Annotated in this window: 18 protein-coding genes and 1 pseudogene; 7 read left to right on the top strand and 12 right to left on the bottom strand. The window is 63.7% G+C overall.

The window, feature by feature from the left end; genetic code table 11:
* Positions 1 to 10: 10 nt before the first annotated feature.
* The 3 genes from AAG688_RS00165 to AAG688_RS00155 all read right to left on the bottom strand — a co-directional run bounded on the left by AAG688_RS00165 (position 11) and on the right by AAG688_RS00155 (position 2072).
* On the bottom strand, positions 11 to 439 hold the full coding sequence (locus AAG688_RS00165) for a ketosteroid isomerase-related protein (protein WP_411833354.1): 429 nt from the start codon (positions 437 to 439) through the stop codon (positions 11 to 13).
* Between the two features lie 65 nt (positions 440 to 504).
* Positions 505 to 1119, bottom strand: a complete 615-nt coding sequence (locus tag AAG688_RS00160; protein ID WP_411833353.1) for a YdcF family protein — start codon at positions 1117 to 1119, stop codon at positions 505 to 507.
* Positions 1116 to 2072, bottom strand: coding sequence for a threonine/serine dehydratase (locus AAG688_RS00155; protein WP_411833352.1), 957 nt, complete (start codon positions 2070 to 2072; stop codon positions 1116 to 1118). Before AAG688_RS00155 ends, AAG688_RS00160 begins: the two co-directional genes overlap by 4 nt.
* A 109-nt stretch (positions 2073 to 2181) precedes the next feature.
* Between AAG688_RS00155 and AAG688_RS00150 the strand changes: the two genes are divergently transcribed.
* From AAG688_RS00150 to AAG688_RS00140, 3 genes are all read left to right on the top strand, one after another.
* Complete coding sequence (locus AAG688_RS00150) at positions 2182 to 2760, top strand: hypothetical protein (RefSeq protein WP_411833351.1); 579 nt, start codon at positions 2182 to 2184, stop codon at positions 2758 to 2760.
* Positions 2761 to 3276: 516 nt separating this feature from the next.
* Positions 3277 to 5166: a tRNA uridine-5-carboxymethylaminomethyl(34) synthesis enzyme MnmG gene (gene mnmG / locus AAG688_RS00145; RefSeq protein WP_411833350.1), complete on the top strand. Its 1890-nt coding sequence runs from the start codon at positions 3277 to 3279 to the stop codon at positions 5164 to 5166.
* A gap of 371 nt (positions 5167 to 5537) precedes the next feature.
* A complete protein-coding gene (locus tag AAG688_RS00140; protein WP_411833349.1) occupies positions 5538 to 5894 on the top strand; it encodes a toll/interleukin-1 receptor domain-containing protein in 357 nt (118 codons plus the stop codon).
* Positions 5895 to 6216: 322 nt separating this feature from the next.
* Here AAG688_RS00140 and AAG688_RS00135 read toward each other — a convergent pair whose 3' ends face one another.
* The 3 genes from AAG688_RS00135 to AAG688_RS00125 form a co-directional block, all read right to left on the bottom strand.
* Entirely contained in the window at positions 6217 to 7020 is an 804-nt protein-coding gene (locus tag AAG688_RS00135; protein ID WP_411833348.1) for a hypothetical protein, read from the bottom strand.
* Positions 7008 to 7679 (bottom strand): hypothetical protein, encoded by a 672-nt coding sequence (locus AAG688_RS00130; protein ID WP_411833347.1) that lies wholly within the window; start codon positions 7677 to 7679, stop codon positions 7008 to 7010. The genes AAG688_RS00135 and AAG688_RS00130 overlap by 13 nt, the downstream gene beginning before the upstream one ends.
* A gap of 285 nt (positions 7680 to 7964) precedes the next feature.
* Complete coding sequence (locus AAG688_RS00125) at positions 7965 to 8210, bottom strand: helix-turn-helix domain-containing protein (RefSeq protein WP_411833346.1); 246 nt, start codon at positions 8208 to 8210, stop codon at positions 7965 to 7967.
* Between the two features lie 175 nt (positions 8211 to 8385).
* Here AAG688_RS00125 and AAG688_RS00120 point away from each other — a divergent pair, with 175 nt between their 5' ends.
* The 3 genes from AAG688_RS00120 (at position 8386) to AAG688_RS00110 (ending at position 10389) form a co-directional block, all read left to right on the top strand.
* Positions 8386 to 8904: a DUF6933 domain-containing protein gene (locus tag AAG688_RS00120; RefSeq protein ID WP_411833345.1), complete on the top strand. Its 519-nt coding sequence runs from the start codon at positions 8386 to 8388 to the stop codon at positions 8902 to 8904.
* A gap of 206 nt (positions 8905 to 9110) precedes the next feature.
* A complete protein-coding gene (locus AAG688_RS00115; RefSeq protein ID WP_411833344.1) occupies positions 9111 to 9470 on the top strand; it encodes a hypothetical protein in 360 nt (119 codons plus the stop codon).
* 358 nt (positions 9471 to 9828) lie between these two features.
* The gene (locus AAG688_RS00110) at positions 9829 to 10389 is read left to right on the top strand and encodes a DUF6624 domain-containing protein (protein WP_411833343.1); all 561 of its coding nucleotides are present in this window, start codon (positions 9829 to 9831) and stop codon (positions 10387 to 10389) included.
* A gap of 341 nt (positions 10390 to 10730) precedes the next feature.
* Here AAG688_RS00110 and AAG688_RS00105 read toward each other — a convergent pair whose 3' ends face one another.
* A complete protein-coding gene (locus tag AAG688_RS00105; protein ID WP_411835042.1) occupies positions 10731 to 11084 on the bottom strand; it encodes an IS110 family transposase in 354 nt (117 codons plus the stop codon).
* A 668-nt stretch (positions 11085 to 11752) separates the two neighbouring features.
* Between AAG688_RS00105 and AAG688_RS00100 the strand changes: the two genes are divergently transcribed.
* Positions 11753 to 12337, top strand: coding sequence for a GNAT family N-acetyltransferase (locus tag AAG688_RS00100; protein WP_411833342.1), 585 nt, complete (start codon positions 11753 to 11755; stop codon positions 12335 to 12337).
* Here AAG688_RS00100 and AAG688_RS00095 read toward each other — a convergent pair.
* The 5 genes and pseudogenes from AAG688_RS00095 to AAG688_RS00075 all read right to left on the bottom strand — a co-directional run.
* Positions 12308 to 12532 (bottom strand): annotated as a pseudogene (locus tag AAG688_RS00095) (transposase); the annotation flags it as partial. The gene AAG688_RS00100 and the pseudogene AAG688_RS00095 sit on opposite strands and share 30 nt — an antisense overlap.
* 40 nt (positions 12533 to 12572) lie before the next feature.
* Entirely contained in the window at positions 12573 to 13394 is an 822-nt protein-coding gene (locus tag AAG688_RS00090) for an IS3 family transposase (RefSeq protein ID WP_411833341.1), read from the bottom strand.
* Entirely contained in the window at positions 13394 to 13708 is a 315-nt protein-coding gene (locus tag AAG688_RS00085; RefSeq protein WP_411833340.1) for a DUF1153 domain-containing protein, read from the bottom strand. The genes AAG688_RS00090 and AAG688_RS00085 overlap by 1 nt, the downstream gene beginning before the upstream one ends.
* A 261-nt stretch (positions 13709 to 13969) precedes the next feature.
* Positions 13970 to 16108, bottom strand: coding sequence for a S46 family peptidase (locus tag AAG688_RS00080; protein WP_411833339.1), 2139 nt, complete (start codon positions 16106 to 16108; stop codon positions 13970 to 13972).
* A gap of 59 nt (positions 16109 to 16167) precedes the next feature.
* On the bottom strand, positions 16168 to 16878 hold the full coding sequence (locus AAG688_RS00075; protein ID WP_411833338.1) for an SIMPL domain-containing protein: 711 nt from the start codon (positions 16876 to 16878) through the stop codon (positions 16168 to 16170).
* Between the last annotated feature and the right edge of the window lie 209 nt (positions 16879 to 17087).

The raw sequence follows: 17087 nt of genomic DNA, 5'->3' as shown, positions 1-17087 counted from the left end.
TCCTCTTTCCTCAGTCGCCTACCTGCCGAATCCAGTCCTGCAGGTTGTAGTAATTGGTCACCCGCGCAATCCGCTCGCCGCGGATGTCGAAGAACGCGCCGCCGGGCAGCACGTAGGCCTGGCCGTGCGCCTCGGGCAGGCCGGCGTCGGTGTGCAGGTACTGGCCGTGGACCACGTACTCGGCGGCGGCGCGGTTGCCGTCCAGCGTGGCCAGCACGACGATGTCGCGCAGCTGCTCGCGGTAGCTGGCGTTCATCCGGCCCAGGAAGGCGGCGAAGGCCTCGCGGCCGACCTCGCGCCCGCCCTCGTTGGGATCGTGGATCACGTCGTCGGCGAGCAGGGCGAGCATGCCCTCCCAGTCGCCGCGGTTGAAGGCCGCGTAGTAGCTCAGCACCAGTTCGGTGGCGCGATCCTGCTTGCGGTTGCCGTCGATCTTCATCACTGCGTCCCCCCCGTGCCTGCCGCCATGATACCCACGATGCGCGGGGCGGAACCTGCCTGTCGTCAGCGCGCCTCGGCGAAACGGTCGCGGTGGAAGAAGTAGATTTCCTGCAGCAGGAAGCGCCAGCGCGTGGCGAAACTGCGGAAGCGGCTGGTCGGCGTCGGCGATCCGGCCGCGTCGATGCCCAGTTCGCGGCTGATCCGCAGCGCGCGCGCCATGTGCAGCGGGTCGCTGACGACAATGGCGCGGTGCAGCTCGTGCTCGGCCATCAGCCGGCGCGCCTCCTGCAGATTCTGGCGGGTATTGCGCGAGATCGACTCGATCAGGATGGCCTCGTCGGGCACGCCCTCGCGCAGCGCGTAGCGGCGGCCGACCTGGGATTCGGAAAAGCGCGCGCCGGTGCCGCCGTAGCCGCCGGTCAGCAGCAGCCTGGGCGCCAGCCCGCGGCGGTACAGCGCCACGCCGTGGCGCAGGCGCTCCTCGAACACCGGCGAGGGCTTGGCGTCGTAGGCGGCCGCGCCCAGCACGATGATGACGTCGGCCGGCCTGGCCTCGTCGCGCTGGCCGACCCAGACGATCCAGGCGGCCACGCCGGCCAGCCACAGCAGCGCCAGCACCAGCCCGCGGCGCAGCCAGCGCCCGAACAGGCCGCCGCTTCGCCGCCGCGCCCGTTTCACGCCGGGCTCCACGGCAGCGCGTCCAGATCGACGTTGCCACCGGACAGCACCACGCCGACCCGCTGCCCGGCGAAGCGATCGCGCCGCGCCAGCACCGCCGCCAGCGCGATCGCCGACGACGGCTCGACCAGCAGCTTGAGCCGCTGCCACAACAGGCGCATCGCCGCGACGGTCGCCTCGTCGTCGACCACTGTCACCTCGACGCCGTGCGCCTGCAGCAGGCGGAAGTTCGGCTCGCCCAGGCTGCCGCGCAAGCCGTCGCAGATCGTGTCGGGGACGAAATCGACGCGGCGTTCGCCGGCCGCCAGCGAACGCGCGGTGTCGTCCGCGCCGGCCGGTTCGGCGGCATGCACGCGGCAGCCCGGCGCCAGCCGCGCGGCGGCGATGGCGCAGCCGGAGACCAGCCCGCCGCCGCCGACCGGCGCCACCAGCGCGTCCAGCGGGCCGGTTTCGTTGAGCAGTTCCAGCGCGGCGGTGCCTTGGCCGGCGATCACCCGGGCATCGGCATAGGGATGCACCAGCGTCGCGCCGGTGTCGCGCTGCAGTTGCGCGCAGGCGCGCTCGCGCTCTGCGATGGTCGACGCGCAGCGGTGCAGCACCGCGCCGTAGCCGGCGATGGCGGCCAGCTTGGACGCCACCGCGCCCTCGGGCACGACCACGTGGCAGGCGATGCCGCGGGTGCGCGAGGCCAGCGCCAGCGCGGCGCCGTGGTTGCCGGAGGAATGGGTGACCACGCCGTGCCGCGCCTGCGCCTCGGTCAGCGCCCAGACCGCGTTGCATGCGCCACGGAACTTGAACGCGCCGGCGCGCTGCAGCGGCTCGGCCTTGAAGTGCAGCTCGCAGCCGGCCAGTGCGTCCAGCGCGCGCGAGCGCAGCACCGGGGTGACGTGGGCGTGGGGCGCGATGCGCGCGGCGGCGGCCAGCACGTCGTCGAAGGAGGGAAGCGGCATCATGGACAAAGATTAACGCAACCGCGTCCGCCGCCTCCGCACTGGCAGGATTAAGCACGGATTCAATGCGCAAGGCCGAAGCTGCAGGCATCGCCTCGGGGGGGACACCGCCATGAACCGCAATATCCTGCTGGCCGCCGCGCTCGTCGCCACCCTCGGCGGCTGCGCGACGTACGACTACGTCGGCAATTCGGCGCCGGGCGGCTACTACCACGGCCGTCCCTCCACCCAGTACTACGACTACGGCCCGTACGGCAGCGGCTACCTGTATCCGGGCACCAGCATCTACCTGGGCATCGGCAGCGGCGGCTATTACCCGGGCTACCGCTATTACCCCTACTACGGCCACTACAACCCGTACTACCCGCATTACCGCCCGCACCCGCGTCCGCCGCGCCCGGACAACAACGGCGGCGGCCACGACCGCGACAAGCGCCCGCCGCCGTGGCGCGACCCGACCGGCCAGTGGCGCGAATCGGGGCGGGTGATGATCCCGCCGCGGACTCCCGCCACCCCGGTGCCGCCCGCCCGCAGCGAGCCGCGCCGGGTGATGTCGCAGCCGAGCGCCCCGCGCATGCGCAGCGAACCGCCGCGCGTGTCCAGCCCGCAGCCGGCCCGCGTCGAGCGAGCCGTCCCGTCGGTCGATCGCGCGCCGCGTCCCGAGCGCGGAATCCAGGTGCAGGAACCCTGAATGGGGCCAAAGCGTGTGGGCGGTCCGGGTTCCGCAAGGCCCGGCCCCGGCCGTACTTGCATTTGCCGCTACGTCGATTGCACTCTAGCGGCGCGAGGTGACCGGTTGCGTCGTTTTCTGACGTAACTGGCAGCAAAGGTTCAATGTCGACGTCCGGCGGGGAATTCTGGATCCCCCCTGTTCCGGCCCTGCCGGACGTCGGCGCCTCTCAGGGCCCGGCCACAGCGCCGGGCCTTTTCATGCGCGCATGGGGACGGAAGCGCGGCGCGGCGGCGACAGGCCGGCGGCGGCGGAGTATCCTTGCGCGCAAAGAAAAAGGGCCGGCAGTCCCCCGACTGCCGGCCCCGGCATCCCCGACATGCGCATGGTTGGCCCCTGTTCCAATTCCAACCCGGCGCCCCTGAGTCGCTTGCCACATCGGGTGCTGGGATTTACTGAAGCACGTTGCGTGCCAACTTTGCCGACCCCGTGATCAGCGCCACGCCCCGGCCCGATGGCCCCTGCTGCCGTGACCCCATGAACGCATCCTTCCACCGCTATGAAGTCATCGTCATCGGCGGCGGCCACGCCGGCACCGAGGCCGCGCTGGCGGCCGCGCGCAGCGGCGCGCGCACGCTGCTGCTGACCCACAACATCGAGACGGTCGGCGCGATGAGCTGCAACCCGGCCATCGGCGGCATCGGCAAGGGCCATCTGGTGCGGGAGATCGACGCGCTTGGCGGGGCGATGGCGCACGCGGCCGATCTGGCCGGCATCCAGTGGCGCACGCTCAACGCATCGAAGGGACCGGCGGTGCGCGCCACCCGCTGCCAGGCCGACCGCGCGCTGTACCGCGGCGCGATCCGCCGCATCGTCGAGTCGCAACCCAACCTGGCGGTGTTCCAGGCCGCGGTGGACGACCTGATCATCGAAGGCGACGCCGTGCGCGGCGCCATCACCCAGACCGGCCTGCGCTTCGAGGCGCCCGCGGTGGTGCTGACCGCCGGCACCTTCCTGGCCGGCAGGATCCACGTCGGCGAAACCCAGTACGCCGCCGGCCGCATGGGCGACCCGCCGGCGACCACGCTGGCCGCGCGCCTGCGCGAGCGCCCGTTCGCCGTCGACCGCCTCAAGACCGGCACCCCGCCGCGCATCGACGGCCGCACGCTGGACTACGGCGTGATGGAGGAACAGCCCGGCGACGATCCGCTGCCGGTGATGTCCTTCATCGGCGACGTCTCGCAGCACCCGCGCCAGGTGTCCTGCTGGATCACCCACACCTCCGAACATACCCACGAAATCATCCGCGCCGCGCTGCACCGCTCGCCGCTGTACAGCGGCCAGATCGAGGGCATCGGCCCGCGCTACTGCCCGTCCATCGAGGACAAGGTGGTGCGCTTCGCCGAGCGCGGCAGCCACCAGATCTTCGTCGAGCCGGAAGGGCTGGACGTGGCCGAGATCTATCCCAACGGCATCTCCACCTCGCTGCCGTTCGACGTGCAACTGGATCTGGTGCGCAGCATCCGCGGCTTCGAGCAGGCGCACATCACCCGGCCCGGCTACGCCATCGAGTACGACTTCTTCGACCCGCGCGGCTTGAAGGCCACGCTGGAAACCAAGCTGGTGAATGGCCTCTTTTTCGCCGGCCAGATCAACGGCACCACCGGCTACGAGGAAGCCGCCGCGCAGGGCTTCGTCGCCGGCCTCAACGCCGCGCGCCACGCGCGCGGACAGCAAGGCTGGTCGCCGCGCCGCGACGAGGCCTACATTGGCGTGCTGATCGACGATCTCATCACCCACGGCACCAACGAGCCGTACCGCATGTTCACCAGCCGCGCCGAGTACCGGCTGCAACTGCGCGAGGACAACGCCGACCTGCGCCTGACCCCGGCCGGCCGCGAGCTGGGGCTGGTGGACGACGCGCGCTGGTCGCGCTTCGAGGCCAAGCGCGAGGCCATCGCGCGCGAGAACGCGCGCCTGCGCGCGCTGTGGGCCACCCCGGGCAACGCGCTGGGGCGCGAGGTCGAGGCGACGCTGGGCGTGGCGGTCAGCCGCGAAACCAACGCCCTGGATCTCATCAAGCGCCCGGAACTGGACTACACCGCGCTGATGCGCGTGCCGTCGCTGGGACCGGGCGTGGACGACGCGCAGGTGGCCGAACAAGTGGAGATAAGCGTCAAGTACGCCGGCTACCTCGACCGCCAGCGCGGGGAAATCGAGCGCCAGCAGCGCAACGAAGGCACGCCGATCCCCGAGGGCTTCGACTACGCGCAGGTGCGCGGCCTGTCGGCCGAGGCGCAGCAGAAGCTGGAGCGCGTGCGCCCGCAGACCGTAGGCCAAGCCCAGCGCATCCCCGGCATGACCCCGGCGGCGATCTCGCTGCTGCTGGTGCACCTGGAGCGCGCAAGGCGCAGCCAGGTGGCGTAGGCATCATGCGGCATACGGCGTCGTGCGTGTCTTGCATGACCGGCAGAACCGTTACACCGGCATTCCGGTCGCATAAGCAGGTTGCTGGATAATGCATGCGTCAACCTGCCGGCCTGGCTCACCGTGGCTTGCATACCGGCTTGATTCCCCGAGGATTTCCCCGGCTTGGCAGCTCCGCCGCCGCCGCCGCATGTCCCGCTTGTCGTCATCGAAGCTCTCGTTATAGCGGCGGCTATAGCAGATCGTACTATCCGTCAACGAGCAGCTCCAACTACACCAGTCCGCGCAGTAGCGGCGGTGGAGGCAGCCGGAAAACCTCAAAGCCTCGTTGATCACGAGCAGGATCAGCCGTTTTCTACACACCTGTTGAGGTGCAATCACTAACGCCAGTGCGTGAATCTGTAGAGATTCAGACAGTCCGGCACCCCGACCGACGAGATGTGTTCCTTTGCCACGCATGGGACGACCGCCAGGGCGCGGCTAAGCAACTCCACGACCTTCTAGAAGCTGCAGGTGTCAAAGTCTGGTTCAGTGAGAAAGATCTTGGTCTCGGCGTCCCCATGATGCGCGCGATTGACAAAGGACTAGCAAACTCAAAGGTTGGTTTGGTTCTTGTTACACCCAGCACTACTTGCGCGGCTCCCAAAAGAGAGCGTCGCGGACAAAGAACTTTCAACGCTCCTAGCGGGAAATCGTCTTGTGCCAATCGTGCACAACACAACATATGAAGCACTTCGTGACGTAAGCCCCATGCTGGCTTCTCGGACAGGACTAGATACTGCTGAAGACTCCATGTCGGAAGTAGCCGCAAAGATTGCTGAGCTTGTTGCAGCGTAAAAAGGTGCGCTCTAACAATTCATTCAAGCCGAACCCGTTTCGCGGGTCGGCTTAATTAAGGCGTTAGGCGGTTATCGTAAAACCGCACCTCCCGATCGGTAGATCGGCCGCAGCGTTTCGCTTACTGCTACGGCACTAGCCGCATAAATATAAGTCAAGACACCAGCTGGATGCATCATGGCTTCGTGGAAGCACTGTCGGCATTGAGTGAAACTAATCTGAATCTAGGCAACGCGATAAAATTTTTCGCCCTTCAATCGCGGGCAGAACATCTCTATCTCGAAACAGTGGATAAACTTCATTACGCACCTTTGAGGAAGCGCGAAGTGAGGCTCCTATTGCACCATCATCAGTTTCGAGTTTCGAATAAATCGGAAGAATCTCTCTTCGGAGTTCACCCAGAACACTCAGCTGGGCGCACAGTCCGTGGTAATACGCAGTCTCCTCATCGCTCCATGATTCGTCGCCAAGAGCAAAACTAATTATATGAAAACCTTCATGTGCTACGAGATCGACAATATTGTGTATCGTCACTTCCTTGCTGCGAAGCATGGGAACGCCTAGTCGAATGCTCGGCGAAAACCCCCAAGCGCGTCCCTGCCAGCTTGCCGCTGCTCCAGGTGGAAGAACATCAAGCATGATTCGGAGACGAGTTCTGCCAAGCGCCTGATCTAAGTATTTCAGAGATTCCGATGCGACTCGACAAACTTCATGTGTTGCAACTTCTGCATCCTCAACGCCTTGAGCAATCCTAACCACAACTCTTGAGTCATTGCACGCCTCTGGACGGTTGAAACCCTGAGCCCTTACCGAACCAGGGATATTATAGGCGGAGCGAGTAAGATAGAGACCGGCGTAACGTGCGGGTCTTACTTCATTCCTTCCCACAGAATCAGGATCACCCGCTACAGCGAGTGCGGCAGTAAGACTTGTCAAAGCTATCGCGGCAAGGGCGCCAAAAACGGCAAGCGAATCGAAGACTCGCTTGCCATTGAACTTAGAGCCTACAAGGGACATGCATGATCCGACATCGGCGGGCACTGGCTAGTATCCAAGATACGAGACTCTGTTGCCAACACCTGTCCTTCGTACTTAGCCCTAACTGTCGAAACTTGGGCCCCACTGAAACCGGACGAAAAGCTAACCGTCTCATAGGTGATCGTATCGGCATCACCCACATTCGTGTAAGCCCAACTATTAATGGCGTCGGGATTAGTGAATTTAATGATTGCTCCTGATTTAATCCAGGGGAAGCTTTGCGCTGCTACCACGGAATTATCTGATGATCGACGCAGCACAACCTGAGCGAAGCCACTGCTAGGGATAGGGATGGTTGAGCCTGTCGTATCCAGCTCAAAGGCGGAGGCATCGACTACGAATGAACTTGACGTCGAGAGCAAGGCATTGATCAAACCTGAGAATGGCAGAGTTGGGGTGTCACCACCACCGCCGCCACCACCGCCACCGCCACCACCGCCACCACCGCCGCCACCACTACCACCACCACCGCCCCAAGTCCATTTCACCTCCCTGCCATACTTGCAGTCAGGTGGGGCGATTGCTGGGTCTGTACAATCGACGTAAACCCGGGCACTGGTTTGCATTTCGTCGTCACAACCAGTGAGAGCAATGGCAATTATTGAGGCGCTGATTCCATGCAGCAGTCGCATCTTCATCTTGTCGCTCCTATTACAAGTATGTGTGGACTAATCCTTTCGTAACTGCGAAGGGGGGATGGCTGTAAGCATGTAGTTCTCAAGCTCGGAAGCTTGCCTTGAACTCCCGTACATATCCGCTCTGGCGGCGGAAAACTTACTTGCATCCCCGCAAAGAGTGAACAACATTCAATCTTTACTAATTCGTGACTAGTCGCACAATTCCGCCTAGTACTTTCCTGGCTCGGAGTTAGGCTGCGGCAGGCTGACGCAAGTGTCGGGTGTCGGCGGTAACACCGTTTCCACTCATTCGTAGATCTCGGGGGCGTGGTGCTTGCCTTGCCGCGATCGCCGCCGCCGGCCGTTGGTCCGTTCCTGGGCCTTGCTGGGGCGGTAGGCCCTGTCAGTGGCATGGCAGGCGTTGCGCGACAGCTCGCGCCGGATGGTGGTATGGCTTCGATCGAGTGCTCGGCCAATCTCGCGGGCACTGAAACCCGCTCGATTCATCGTGCCCAAGGTGTATCGTTCGTGCTCGGTGAGCTGGTTGTACATGGGGGATCGACTCTTGCCGGAGGGATCCCGCCCAGTCTGCCAGCTCACCTCTCCATCTTCAGGCGGCGCGGGTGGTGCACTTAGTCTGTTAACCCGCGCGCTCTAACAATTCATTCAAGCCGACGCCGCTTCGCGGCGCGGCTTAACTCACGCGTTAGGCCGCATATGACACGTCATGGCTAATCTGATCATTACACGCGCCATAGCTACGAGAGCTCGTATCAAACGAGATCACTTGGGCGAAGCGCGGCCAACCGACGCGCCGCTTGGTAATTGGCACGTTACGTTCCTGCCAATGGCGGAGCGGAACGCCTTTGTATATATGAGTAGTCGCACTCAGCTGAGCTTCCTCATGCTGGAGGGAGAGCGCCTCACGCCCGAAAAGCTGTTCATTAGCCTGATTCGGGGCATTTCCCTAGTGCTTGAGCTCGCTGGTTACCCGGAGCATGTGCGAGATCGAGTGATGAACGGGTATCGCTCTGTTGCATTTGCGCGAGCTTCTGATCTTTCCCAGCTCGGCGTGCTGACCAACTATGCGCTCGACTATGAGGGTTTCATTGAGCAAGATGGTGGCTTGAATCGCTGCAGTCTTGACCAGTTGGTAATTGACATGAACGCTCGGCCCTCCAAGAAGCTAGGGTTCAGTACGCCACTTGAAGAGACCGCTAAGGCGCTCGGCGTGCGGCCTAACTAATCATTCAAGCCGATGCCGCTTCGCGGCATGGCTTAATTCTGGCGTTAGGCTTCAGCCAAAGACCATCACTAGGCAAACAAATGCTTCGATTCTTTATTGCCGCGCTACTCCTCTTGACGCTAATTGGCTGCACAGGGAGGGGGCCTTTTCAGCAAGTTCAACTTTGCTTACATAACCAAGCGGGCAGCCAACTCTTCGTTCACGAAATGAAGAAGATATCCATCGCGCATGGCATGAAATTCACGGACAGAAGCAGCGAGACGAACAGAGGACTTACAACACTCGGAAGGAAACCGGGCTATCAGGTCATGAATATCAGCGCCATAAGAGATGATGGCGTTGGCTGGGGCGCGGGGAATACGGGTTTGTCGGAGTTTGAAGTGAGCATTGGCTTCGGAGGGCTAAACTCCCCGGCAGCGCAGGAATTCGCTAATGCTGTCATTGGACTTCTTGAGCAGAATTGGCGTGTCTATCATGTGCCTCAGAATCAAGGCGCTTTCCCAAGGTGTGTGGCGCAGAAGCCTAACAATTCATTCAAGCCGAAGCCGCTTCGCGGCTCGGCTTAATTCAGGCGTTATACGTGGGTGGGCGTTCAGTAGTTCTTCGCGGCTTCGCTCACTTTTCACTTGGCTGTTCCTTGGCTGATGCACGGCACAGCCCGTTTCTGTTGCATAGCGTTCGCGCCGCGAGCCTTGCGGAAGGTTGACCGGCCTCCGGCCCGGCGGCGCTGTCGGCTTCGGTGCCAGGCGGGCCTCTCCCTTGCCATCGGCTGGCGGACGGTGAGAGTCGGCCCCCGGTAATGTCCGTCCCGTTGCCGTGTGGCGGCTTCGGCGTTACCTTGGCGCATAACCATTCGTTCAAGCCGAAATTGCTTCGCAATTCGGCTTAACTCAAGCGTTAGCCGCTAAGGTAAGGTGTCTGCCAATGAAATCAATCATTATTACAACCATGCTCATGGTAGCTCTCGGCGCCACAATGGCTGCTGAGACAAGCACTACGCTCGCACAAGAATTGCTTCTTCTTCGAGAGGAAGATCAAGCGCTCAGGTCGCGCCAACCCAAAGATGATGCAGAATGGAAAGAAATGCTTTCTATAGCGGCCGCCCAAACAGCAAGAATCAAATCATTTGTTGAGAAACACGGCTGGCCAACCCGAGAATTGGTAGGAGCTGAAGCCAGTGATGCCGCGTGGCTACTCGTTCAGCACGCGGATTCTGACAGAGAGTTTCAACGCTACGCTCTCACCCTCATCGAGCCATTGGTATCAACGGGAGAGGTCAGAGGGGCCAACTACGCCTATCTTTGGGACAGAGTTCATCTTCCACAGCGCTACGGGACTCAAGGGGAGTGCCGTGATGATGGTTCATTCATTCCACATCCTATTGAAGACTCAGAGAATGTCGACGAAAGACGTAATAAATTGGGCATGAGCAATCTGTCAGAGTACATCGCATTTGCATCGCAACGGTGTGCTTCGCGCGGCTAACAATTCATTCAAGCCGACGCCGCTTCGCGGCGCGGCTTAATTCAGGCGTTAGACCTCATGACGAGCAGAATCGCAAACTTCGCAAGAACAGCACTGTATCTAGCTGCTGTTGTTCTGATGATCCATTCCGCAGGCGTGATCATGGATAGCTACGCACAGCTCCATGAGTTGGCATCGACCGGAGGATCTGCCTATGGGAAAGCCGTTTCAGACCTGCCAACGTCGCTGGACCCCTACGTTTGGCTCTTGCTCGGTGCTGCAGCTCTAGGCGTTCTTGGTGAGTGCGTTTACCGCAGGTATGGAGTACCCAAAGGTTCTAGGCATGCGGCCTAACAATTCATTCAAGCCGAACTCGCGCTGCCACGGGGCGGCGCTATGTAGCACCGCAGGCGGTCGGCGAACAGCCGGGCCATGAGCGCCAGGATGCGGGCGTCGATGTCGTCGGTCTTGGCCAGCTCGCCGGTGGCGCTGGCAAAAGCCCGGGCCTGGCGCGGGTTGACCCGGGCAATCCACAGGTCGGCGTCGCAGCAGGCTTCGAGCAGGGGTTCCTCATAGCCCCCGGTGGCTTCGACCGCGATCCGCATGGTCCCAAGGGCCTGCAGACGCCTGACCAGCTTGGCGATGCCCGCCCGGTTGTTGGTGAGCCGAACCAGCCCGGACTGTAGTCCACGGCTAAGTCCAGATGGGCCTTGCACACATCGATTCCCGCTGCCGTCATCCCGATTCTCCGCTACAGTTGGGCGGCCGAGAGCATCGCGCCCGAGGCCCACGCTTATCAGTTCGAGGGAAACCTCGATCAACTGTTCGGGCGTAGGGCGCGAGATCCGGCGTGCGGCCCCTGCTGACACGGTGGTGCTGACACCGAGGCGTTATCGGGCGCGCACGCCGGGCTCTCGGCGCTTAGGCTAGGGGAAACGAAAGACATAAGGTGTTAGGCCGCAATGGCAGCTTGGTCGAAATCCGTAAAGACAATCGTGGTTGCACTACTTGTGCTGGCTGCCGTTTCACTCATTCCAGTTCTGCCAAACGCTGCTGTTCGCGGGGATCCGGTTGAAACATCCGATCCGCGCATTGACGCTGACATCTCCTCAGCAGATCTTGCGCAAATTCTCCAGCTTGTGCGGGGTGGTCGCCTCAGCAGCGCGTACCAGCGCCACTTTGTTCAAACGCAGCTTCCACTCCGGGCTCTCAGCACAGCTAGCTCGTCACTGCTCATCGGTCCTGGGCAACCCACTGTGACGGCTACTCCGACTGGCGAAATTCAAGCTACATTCGCCGCAGGCTGTCGGCCAGACTGCCAAGAGGGCATAACGTACTATTTCACTAGGCGCGGCGATAGCTGGCACATCACCAAGATTAGGCGATGGGTCGTCTGATGTTGCGGCCTAACAATTATTCAAGCCGAAGCCGTTTCGCGGCACGGCTTAATTCAAGCGTTAGCCAGCAGAATATGTTCATACGAGACTTCATTCCTGAAGAGCAAACAAGCCTTCGGCAAGTTTTCATGTCGTCCGTTCATGAGCTTACATGCGGCTTTTACACAAAAAAGCAACTTGATGCTTGGGCACCACAGACATACGACGAACAGCAATGGGCAGAAAAATTTGCCGCTTTGCGCCCATTCGTTGCAGTAGTTGATGATCGAGTGGCCGGGTATGCCGCTCTTCAAGACTCTGGCTACATTGATCACTTTTTTGTGTCAGGACAGTTCTCTGGCTTCGGAGTTGGTTCTGCACTTATGACCCACATCCATCAATCCGCCGCCGCACGTGCAATTCCAGAGCTTTCTGCTCATGTCAGCCTTGCAGCAGAATCTTTCTTTTCAAAGCATGGGTTTTGGGCTGCCAAGCGTCAATCTGTAATGGTCAGAGGCGTATCTTTGAATAATTCGCTCATGGTCAAACGGCTGCTGGGTGAATTAACACTCCAAGTGCAACACTCGGAGTAGTTCGTCGAGTCGTTCGATTGGGGTCTTGTAGCCATAGCGCTTTCTTGGCCTTTGGTTGAGTTTGTGGGCGATTTCGTCACAGTGGCCTTGCCGTACTCTGGCAAGGCTTCTTCGTTTGGGGAAGTACTGCCGTAGCAGTCCGTTGAGATTCTCGTTGCTGCCGCGCTGCCACGGGCGGTGCGGATAGGCAAAGAAGCATCGAACACCTGTAATGACCCAGCGGTTCCTGCACAGGTCAGGCTGCTAAGGCATAAGCCTCGGCGGGTGTCTTCATGCCCAGCGCCTGGTGGGGGCGCCGGTGGTTGTAGAACTGGATCCAGTCGCCGATCACGCGCATGGCGTGTTGCTGGGTTTCGAAGCGGTGGCGATGCGCGCACTGCTCCTTCAACGTTCGGATGAGGCGCTCGACCATCCCGTTCTGCTGCGGGCAGTGCGGGGTGATGAACTCCTGCTGCAGGCCGTAGCCGCGCACCAGCCGCGTGTAGTTGCGACTGGTAAAGACCAGGCCATTGTCCGAGCGCAGCAGGAATGGCGCCTGCACCCGGCCCAAGGTCCCGAACCGGGCGATCAACGCCTGCTCCAGCGCCGCGGCCGCGGTGCTGGCCTTGCCGCTGCGCGAGAGTTGCCAGCCCAGCAACTGCCGGGTGTAGCAGTCGATCACCAGGGCCAGGGTGAGCCAGCCATCCCGACCACCCCAGATCCGGCACAGGTCGGTCGCCCAACGTTCGTCCGGGGCCTGCGCCACCGACGGCAGCGCCTGGATCCGTGGACGAGCACCCACGGCCCGTTTGCGGACCTGCCAGCCCATCAGTTGGAAGATCCGCTGCACCGTGTTCTTGTTCATGTCCAGGAGGCCCGCCACCGTCCGGTAGCCGAACGATGGCTCTTCCTCGATCAGCGCCTTGATCGGCTCGACCAACTCCGGCCGCACCGTCGGCGGTGCCTTGGTCGGTCGGTAGTACACCGTCCTGCGCGCCACGCCGAACCACCGGCACAGCTTCTTCACCATCGAGACCTCGAAGCCGTCCTCCCGCAGTCCCTGCTGGATTGAGACCATCAGGTCTCGTCCTTGCCCAACAGGGACGCCAATTTTTTTCGAGCGCGCAGCTCCAGCATCGCCTCGCCGTAAGCTTCCTGCAGGTCCTTGAGCTGCCGCTCGTACTGCTCCCGAACGTCCTCGGGCTTCGCCCGCAGGGCGTTCTCCATCCCGCGCTTGCCTTCCTCGACCCAACCCTCGACTTCTGATGGGGTCAGGTCGAACTGCCGGCTGGCCTCGGCCACCGTCGTCTTGCCCTGGATGATTTCCAGCACCAGCGCCGACTTCCGCCGGGCCGTCCATCGCTTGATCTCTTCGTCCATCACTTGGCTCATCGTGCTCTCCGTCAAAAGGTAGCACCTGAGCAGGAAATCACTGGGTCATTACAGACTGCTCAATCGAGGCCGGACGCGCCGCCGCCGCCGGCGGAAAGATCTTCAAGGACAAATTCTCCATCGGCCAGTACGGTTTCGTTGCCCTAGTAACGGATACCGAGGGCAACATGATCGGCCTGCACTCGATGCAATGAGTACGCAGCGGACGGCCGGCAGGCCTCGAGCCGGTCGCAGCCTGGCGATTCGTGATCAGCCCAGGTGCTACCGCGCGCCCATCTCCTCCAGCAGGTGCGGCGCCGGGTAGACCTTGCCCATCAGCCAGCGCATGTAGCGCATGTCGACGTGGATGGCGCGCTTGTAGCGCGGGTCGAACCACCAGCTCGCGCTGACCGACTCCCAGTTGCTGTCGAAGTTCAGGCCGATGAGCTCGCCGCGCGCGTTGAGCACCGGCGAGCCGGAGTTGCCGCCGGTGGTGTCCAGGTTGGTCAGGAAATTGACCGGCTGGGTCTTCAGCGCGGGATCGGCGGTGCCGGCGAAGTCGCCCTTGGCGATGGCGTCGAGCAGGGGCTGCGGGGCGTCGAACGGGACCTGTCCGGTGTGCTTCTCGGCGATGCCGGCCACCGTGGTCACCGGCGCGTAGGCGATCGCATCGCGCGGGGCCAATGGCTCGACGCGGCCGTAGCTGATGCGCAGGGTGCCGTTGGCGTCGGGATAGACCGCGCGGCCTTGGCGCTTGCGCCAGTCGAACAGCGCGTGCATGTAGGCCGGGCGCAGGCGCAGTTGCTCGCCCTCGCGGATCTTGCGCTCGTCCTCCAGCCGCAACTGCGCCGGGATCAGCGCGGTGGCCAGGTCGATCAGCGGATCGGCGGCCAGCGGACGGCCTTCGCGGGCGTCGGCCAGGCGCGACAGCCGTTCGGCCTCGTCGCCCAAGCGGGTGCCGGCGTAGAGCTTGTCCAGCGCGGCCGCGAGTTCGGCCGGAGTGCGGCCGAAGGCGGCGTCGAACTCGGCCACGCGCTGCGCCTCGGGCAGTTGCTGGTAACGGGTGAGCAGTGCGGTCAGCAGCGCCTTCTCCACCTCCGGCGCGTAGCGGCGCTGCACCTGCTTGAGCACGCCCTCGATCAGGGCCAGGTCGCGCTGCTGGTAGCCGCTCTCGCGCTGCGCATCGGGCTTGAGCGACTCCACGCGCAGCCGCTCCAGCAGCAGCGCCGAGCGCAGCAACTGGGTCTGGCTGCCGAGCAGGCCCAGCAGCAGTTCGCGCTCGCCCAGCTCGGCGCCGCGCACCAGCACCGCCTGCAACGCGGCGATGTCGCGCGCGTCGTCGCCGCCGGTGGCGGCGAGCATGCCGCGCTCGTCCTCGCCGCGCAGCCGCACCGCGTCGCTGCGGCGCAGGCCTTCAAGTTCGCCGGCGGCGCGCTTGCGGTTGTTCTTCAGCGACTGCAGCTGCGAGGCGTACAGCGTGCGCGCGGCCGCATCGTCCTTGCCGGCGGCCTCGACCACCGCGATCAGCGCGTCGAACACCGCCACGCGCTGCGGCAGCACCTGGCCGACCTGCGCCTCGAACTCGGCGGCGGTGCGGTGGCGGAAGGTCACGCCGGGATAGCCGGCCAGCATCGCGTAGTCGCCTGCCTTCGGTCCGTCCTTGGCCAGCTTCAGGTGCGCCGGCGCGCGGTAGGGCACGTTGTCGGGGCTGTAGGCGGCGGGCTTGCCGTCCTTGCCGACGTAGGCGCGCAGCAGGGTGAAGTCGCCTGTGTGGCGCGGCCACATGAAGTTGTCGATCTCGTCGCCGTAGTTGCCGATCGCGCGCGGCGGCGCGTAGACCAGGCGCAGGTCGCGCAGTTCGAGCTGGCGGATGCGGTAGAAGTCGGTGCCGTAGTACATGTTGGCCACGCTGCAACGCACGCCGCCGTCGCGCTCGCATTCGGAGACGATGCGCTTGCTGGCCGCGTCGACCGCGTCGAAGTAGGCGCGGCCCTGCTTGCCGCGCGCCTCGGCCAGCACCTCGTCGGTGACCTTGTCGAAGCCGACCGTGACCAGCACGCGGAAGTCGGGGTTGGCGGGCAGTTCGCCGACGCGGTCGGCGGCGATGTAGCCGTCGTCGATCAGGTTGCGCTCGGGCCGGCTGTTGTACTGGATCACGCCGTAGGCGACGTGGTGGTTGGTCAGCAGCAGGCCGTCGGCGGAGACGAACGCGCCGGTGCCGCCGCCGGCGCGCACCACCGCGCTGAGCGGCGGCGCGGTGACGTCGGCCAGCGCGCGCGGATCGGCGCGGTAGCCGGCCTGGCGCAGCGCCGCGGACAGATCCGGAAGCTGCGACGGCATCCACATGCCCTCGTCGGCGAGCGCGGCGGCGGGCAGGGACAGGGCGATGCCCAGCGACAACAGGGAGAGCGGCTTGATCATGGCGGCAGGCGCTTGGAGAAAACCGCAAAGATAGCATCCGGCCACGCGGCGGCCGGCCGTCAGCGCCGCAGTTCGAACACGGCGCTGACGTTCTCGGCGTATTCCACCGTGGGCTGCAGGTAGCGGCCGGGCGCGGGAGCGCGGCTGCCGGTGACCTGGATGCGATCCAGCGTCGCGCCGCCCCAGCCGGCGGCGGAGCGCGAGTTCACGCTGTCGATGCTGTACACCGGGCCCAGCGCCACGCCGAACGCGGCCGCCATCTCCTCGCCCTTGCCTCGCGCCTCGGCCACCGCCTTGCGCTTGGCCTCGGCGCGCAACTGCGCGGCCTGGGTCGATTCGAAGGACACCTCGGCGATGCGGACCGCGCCGCTGGACAGGCAGAAGTCGAGCAGTTCGTTGAGGCGATCGATGTCGCGCAGCAGCAGGGTGACCTGGCGGGTGGCGAGGTGGCCGTGCGAGATGCGGCGATCCTTGTCGTCGTAGTCGACGTCCTCTTCCACGTCGATGTCGGAGGCGCGCACGTCCTGGTCCTCGATGCCGAAGCCGGCGGTGCCGGCCAGCAGGGCGTTGACCCGCGCATCGACGGCCTGCTTGGCGGCCAGCGGCTGCGGCGAGCGCTGCTCGAAGGCCACGCGCACGCGCGCGCTGTCCGGCTTGACCGACAGCTTGCCTTCGCCGGTGACGACGATGTGCGGGCCATCGGGCAGCGGCGTGCCGGCATGGGCGAGGGCGGAGAACAGCATCAGGCACAGCAGCGGCACGATCCGCATGGCGGGGCTCCTTCGGGGAAAGCCGCAGTCTAGTGGGGTGTTCGGTAAAAAACCTTCATCTGTCGTTCCTGTGCAGGCGGGGGAACTCAGCGATTTTGAACGGTTGAAGCCAAGGCACTGGGTTCCCGCCTGCACGGGAATGACGAAGGAAAAAAGTTCCGTCATCCCCGCGAAGGCGGGGACCCAGCGACTTTGAACGGTTGGAGCCA

The organism is Pseudoxanthomonas mexicana (assembly GCF_046736355.1).
GTDB classification, from domain to species: domain Bacteria; phylum Pseudomonadota; class Gammaproteobacteria; order Xanthomonadales; family Xanthomonadaceae; genus Pseudoxanthomonas_A; species Pseudoxanthomonas_A mexicana_B.
The sequence above is the reverse complement of the archived record's forward strand: the minus strand, read 5'-3'. Positions and strand labels throughout refer to the sequence as shown.

Bases quoted from the DNA above. Each gene is read 5' to 3' on its own strand.
- AAG688_RS00085 (WP_411833340.1), bottom strand. From the start codon at position 13,708: ATGAGCCAAGTGATGGACGAAGAGATCAAGCGATGGACGGCCCGGCGG.
- AAG688_RS00090 (WP_411833341.1), bottom strand. From the start codon at position 13,394: ATGGTCTCAATCCAGCAGGGACTGCGGGAGGACGGCTTCGAGGTCTCG.
- AAG688_RS00125 (WP_411833346.1), bottom strand. From the start codon at position 8,210: ATGTACAACCAGCTCACCGAGCACGAACGATACACCTTGGGCACGATG.
- AAG688_RS00150 (WP_411833351.1), top strand. From the start codon at position 2,182: ATGAACCGCAATATCCTGCTGGCCGCCGCGCTCGTCGCCACCCTCGGC.
- AAG688_RS00115 (WP_411833344.1), top strand. From the start codon at position 9,111: ATGAAGAAGATATCCATCGCGCATGGCATGAAATTCACGGACAGAAGC.
- AAG688_RS00080 (WP_411833339.1), bottom strand. From the start codon at position 16,108: ATGATCAAGCCGCTCTCCCTGTTGTCGCTGGGCATCGCCCTGTCCCTG.
- AAG688_RS00110 (WP_411833343.1), top strand. From the start codon at position 9,829: ATGAAATCAATCATTATTACAACCATGCTCATGGTAGCTCTCGGCGCC.
- AAG688_RS00120 (WP_411833345.1), top strand. From the start codon at position 8,386: ATGGCTAATCTGATCATTACACGCGCCATAGCTACGAGAGCTCGTATC.
- AAG688_RS00165 (WP_411833354.1), bottom strand. From the start codon at position 439: ATGAAGATCGACGGCAACCGCAAGCAGGATCGCGCCACCGAACTGGTG.
- AAG688_RS00135 (WP_411833348.1), bottom strand. From the start codon at position 7,020: ATGTCCCTTGTAGGCTCTAAGTTCAATGGCAAGCGAGTCTTCGATTCG.
- AAG688_RS00130 (WP_411833347.1), bottom strand. From the start codon at position 7,679: ATGAAGATGCGACTGCTGCATGGAATCAGCGCCTCAATAATTGCCATT.
- AAG688_RS00075 (WP_411833338.1), bottom strand. From the start codon at position 16,878: ATGCGGATCGTGCCGCTGCTGTGCCTGATGCTGTTCTCCGCCCTCGCC.
- AAG688_RS00155 (WP_411833352.1), bottom strand. From the start codon at position 2,072: ATGATGCCGCTTCCCTCCTTCGACGACGTGCTGGCCGCCGCCGCGCGC.
- AAG688_RS00100 (WP_411833342.1), top strand. From the start codon at position 11,753: ATGGGTCGTCTGATGTTGCGGCCTAACAATTATTCAAGCCGAAGCCGT.
- mnmG (WP_411833350.1), top strand. From the start codon at position 3,277: ATGAACGCATCCTTCCACCGCTATGAAGTCATCGTCATCGGCGGCGGC.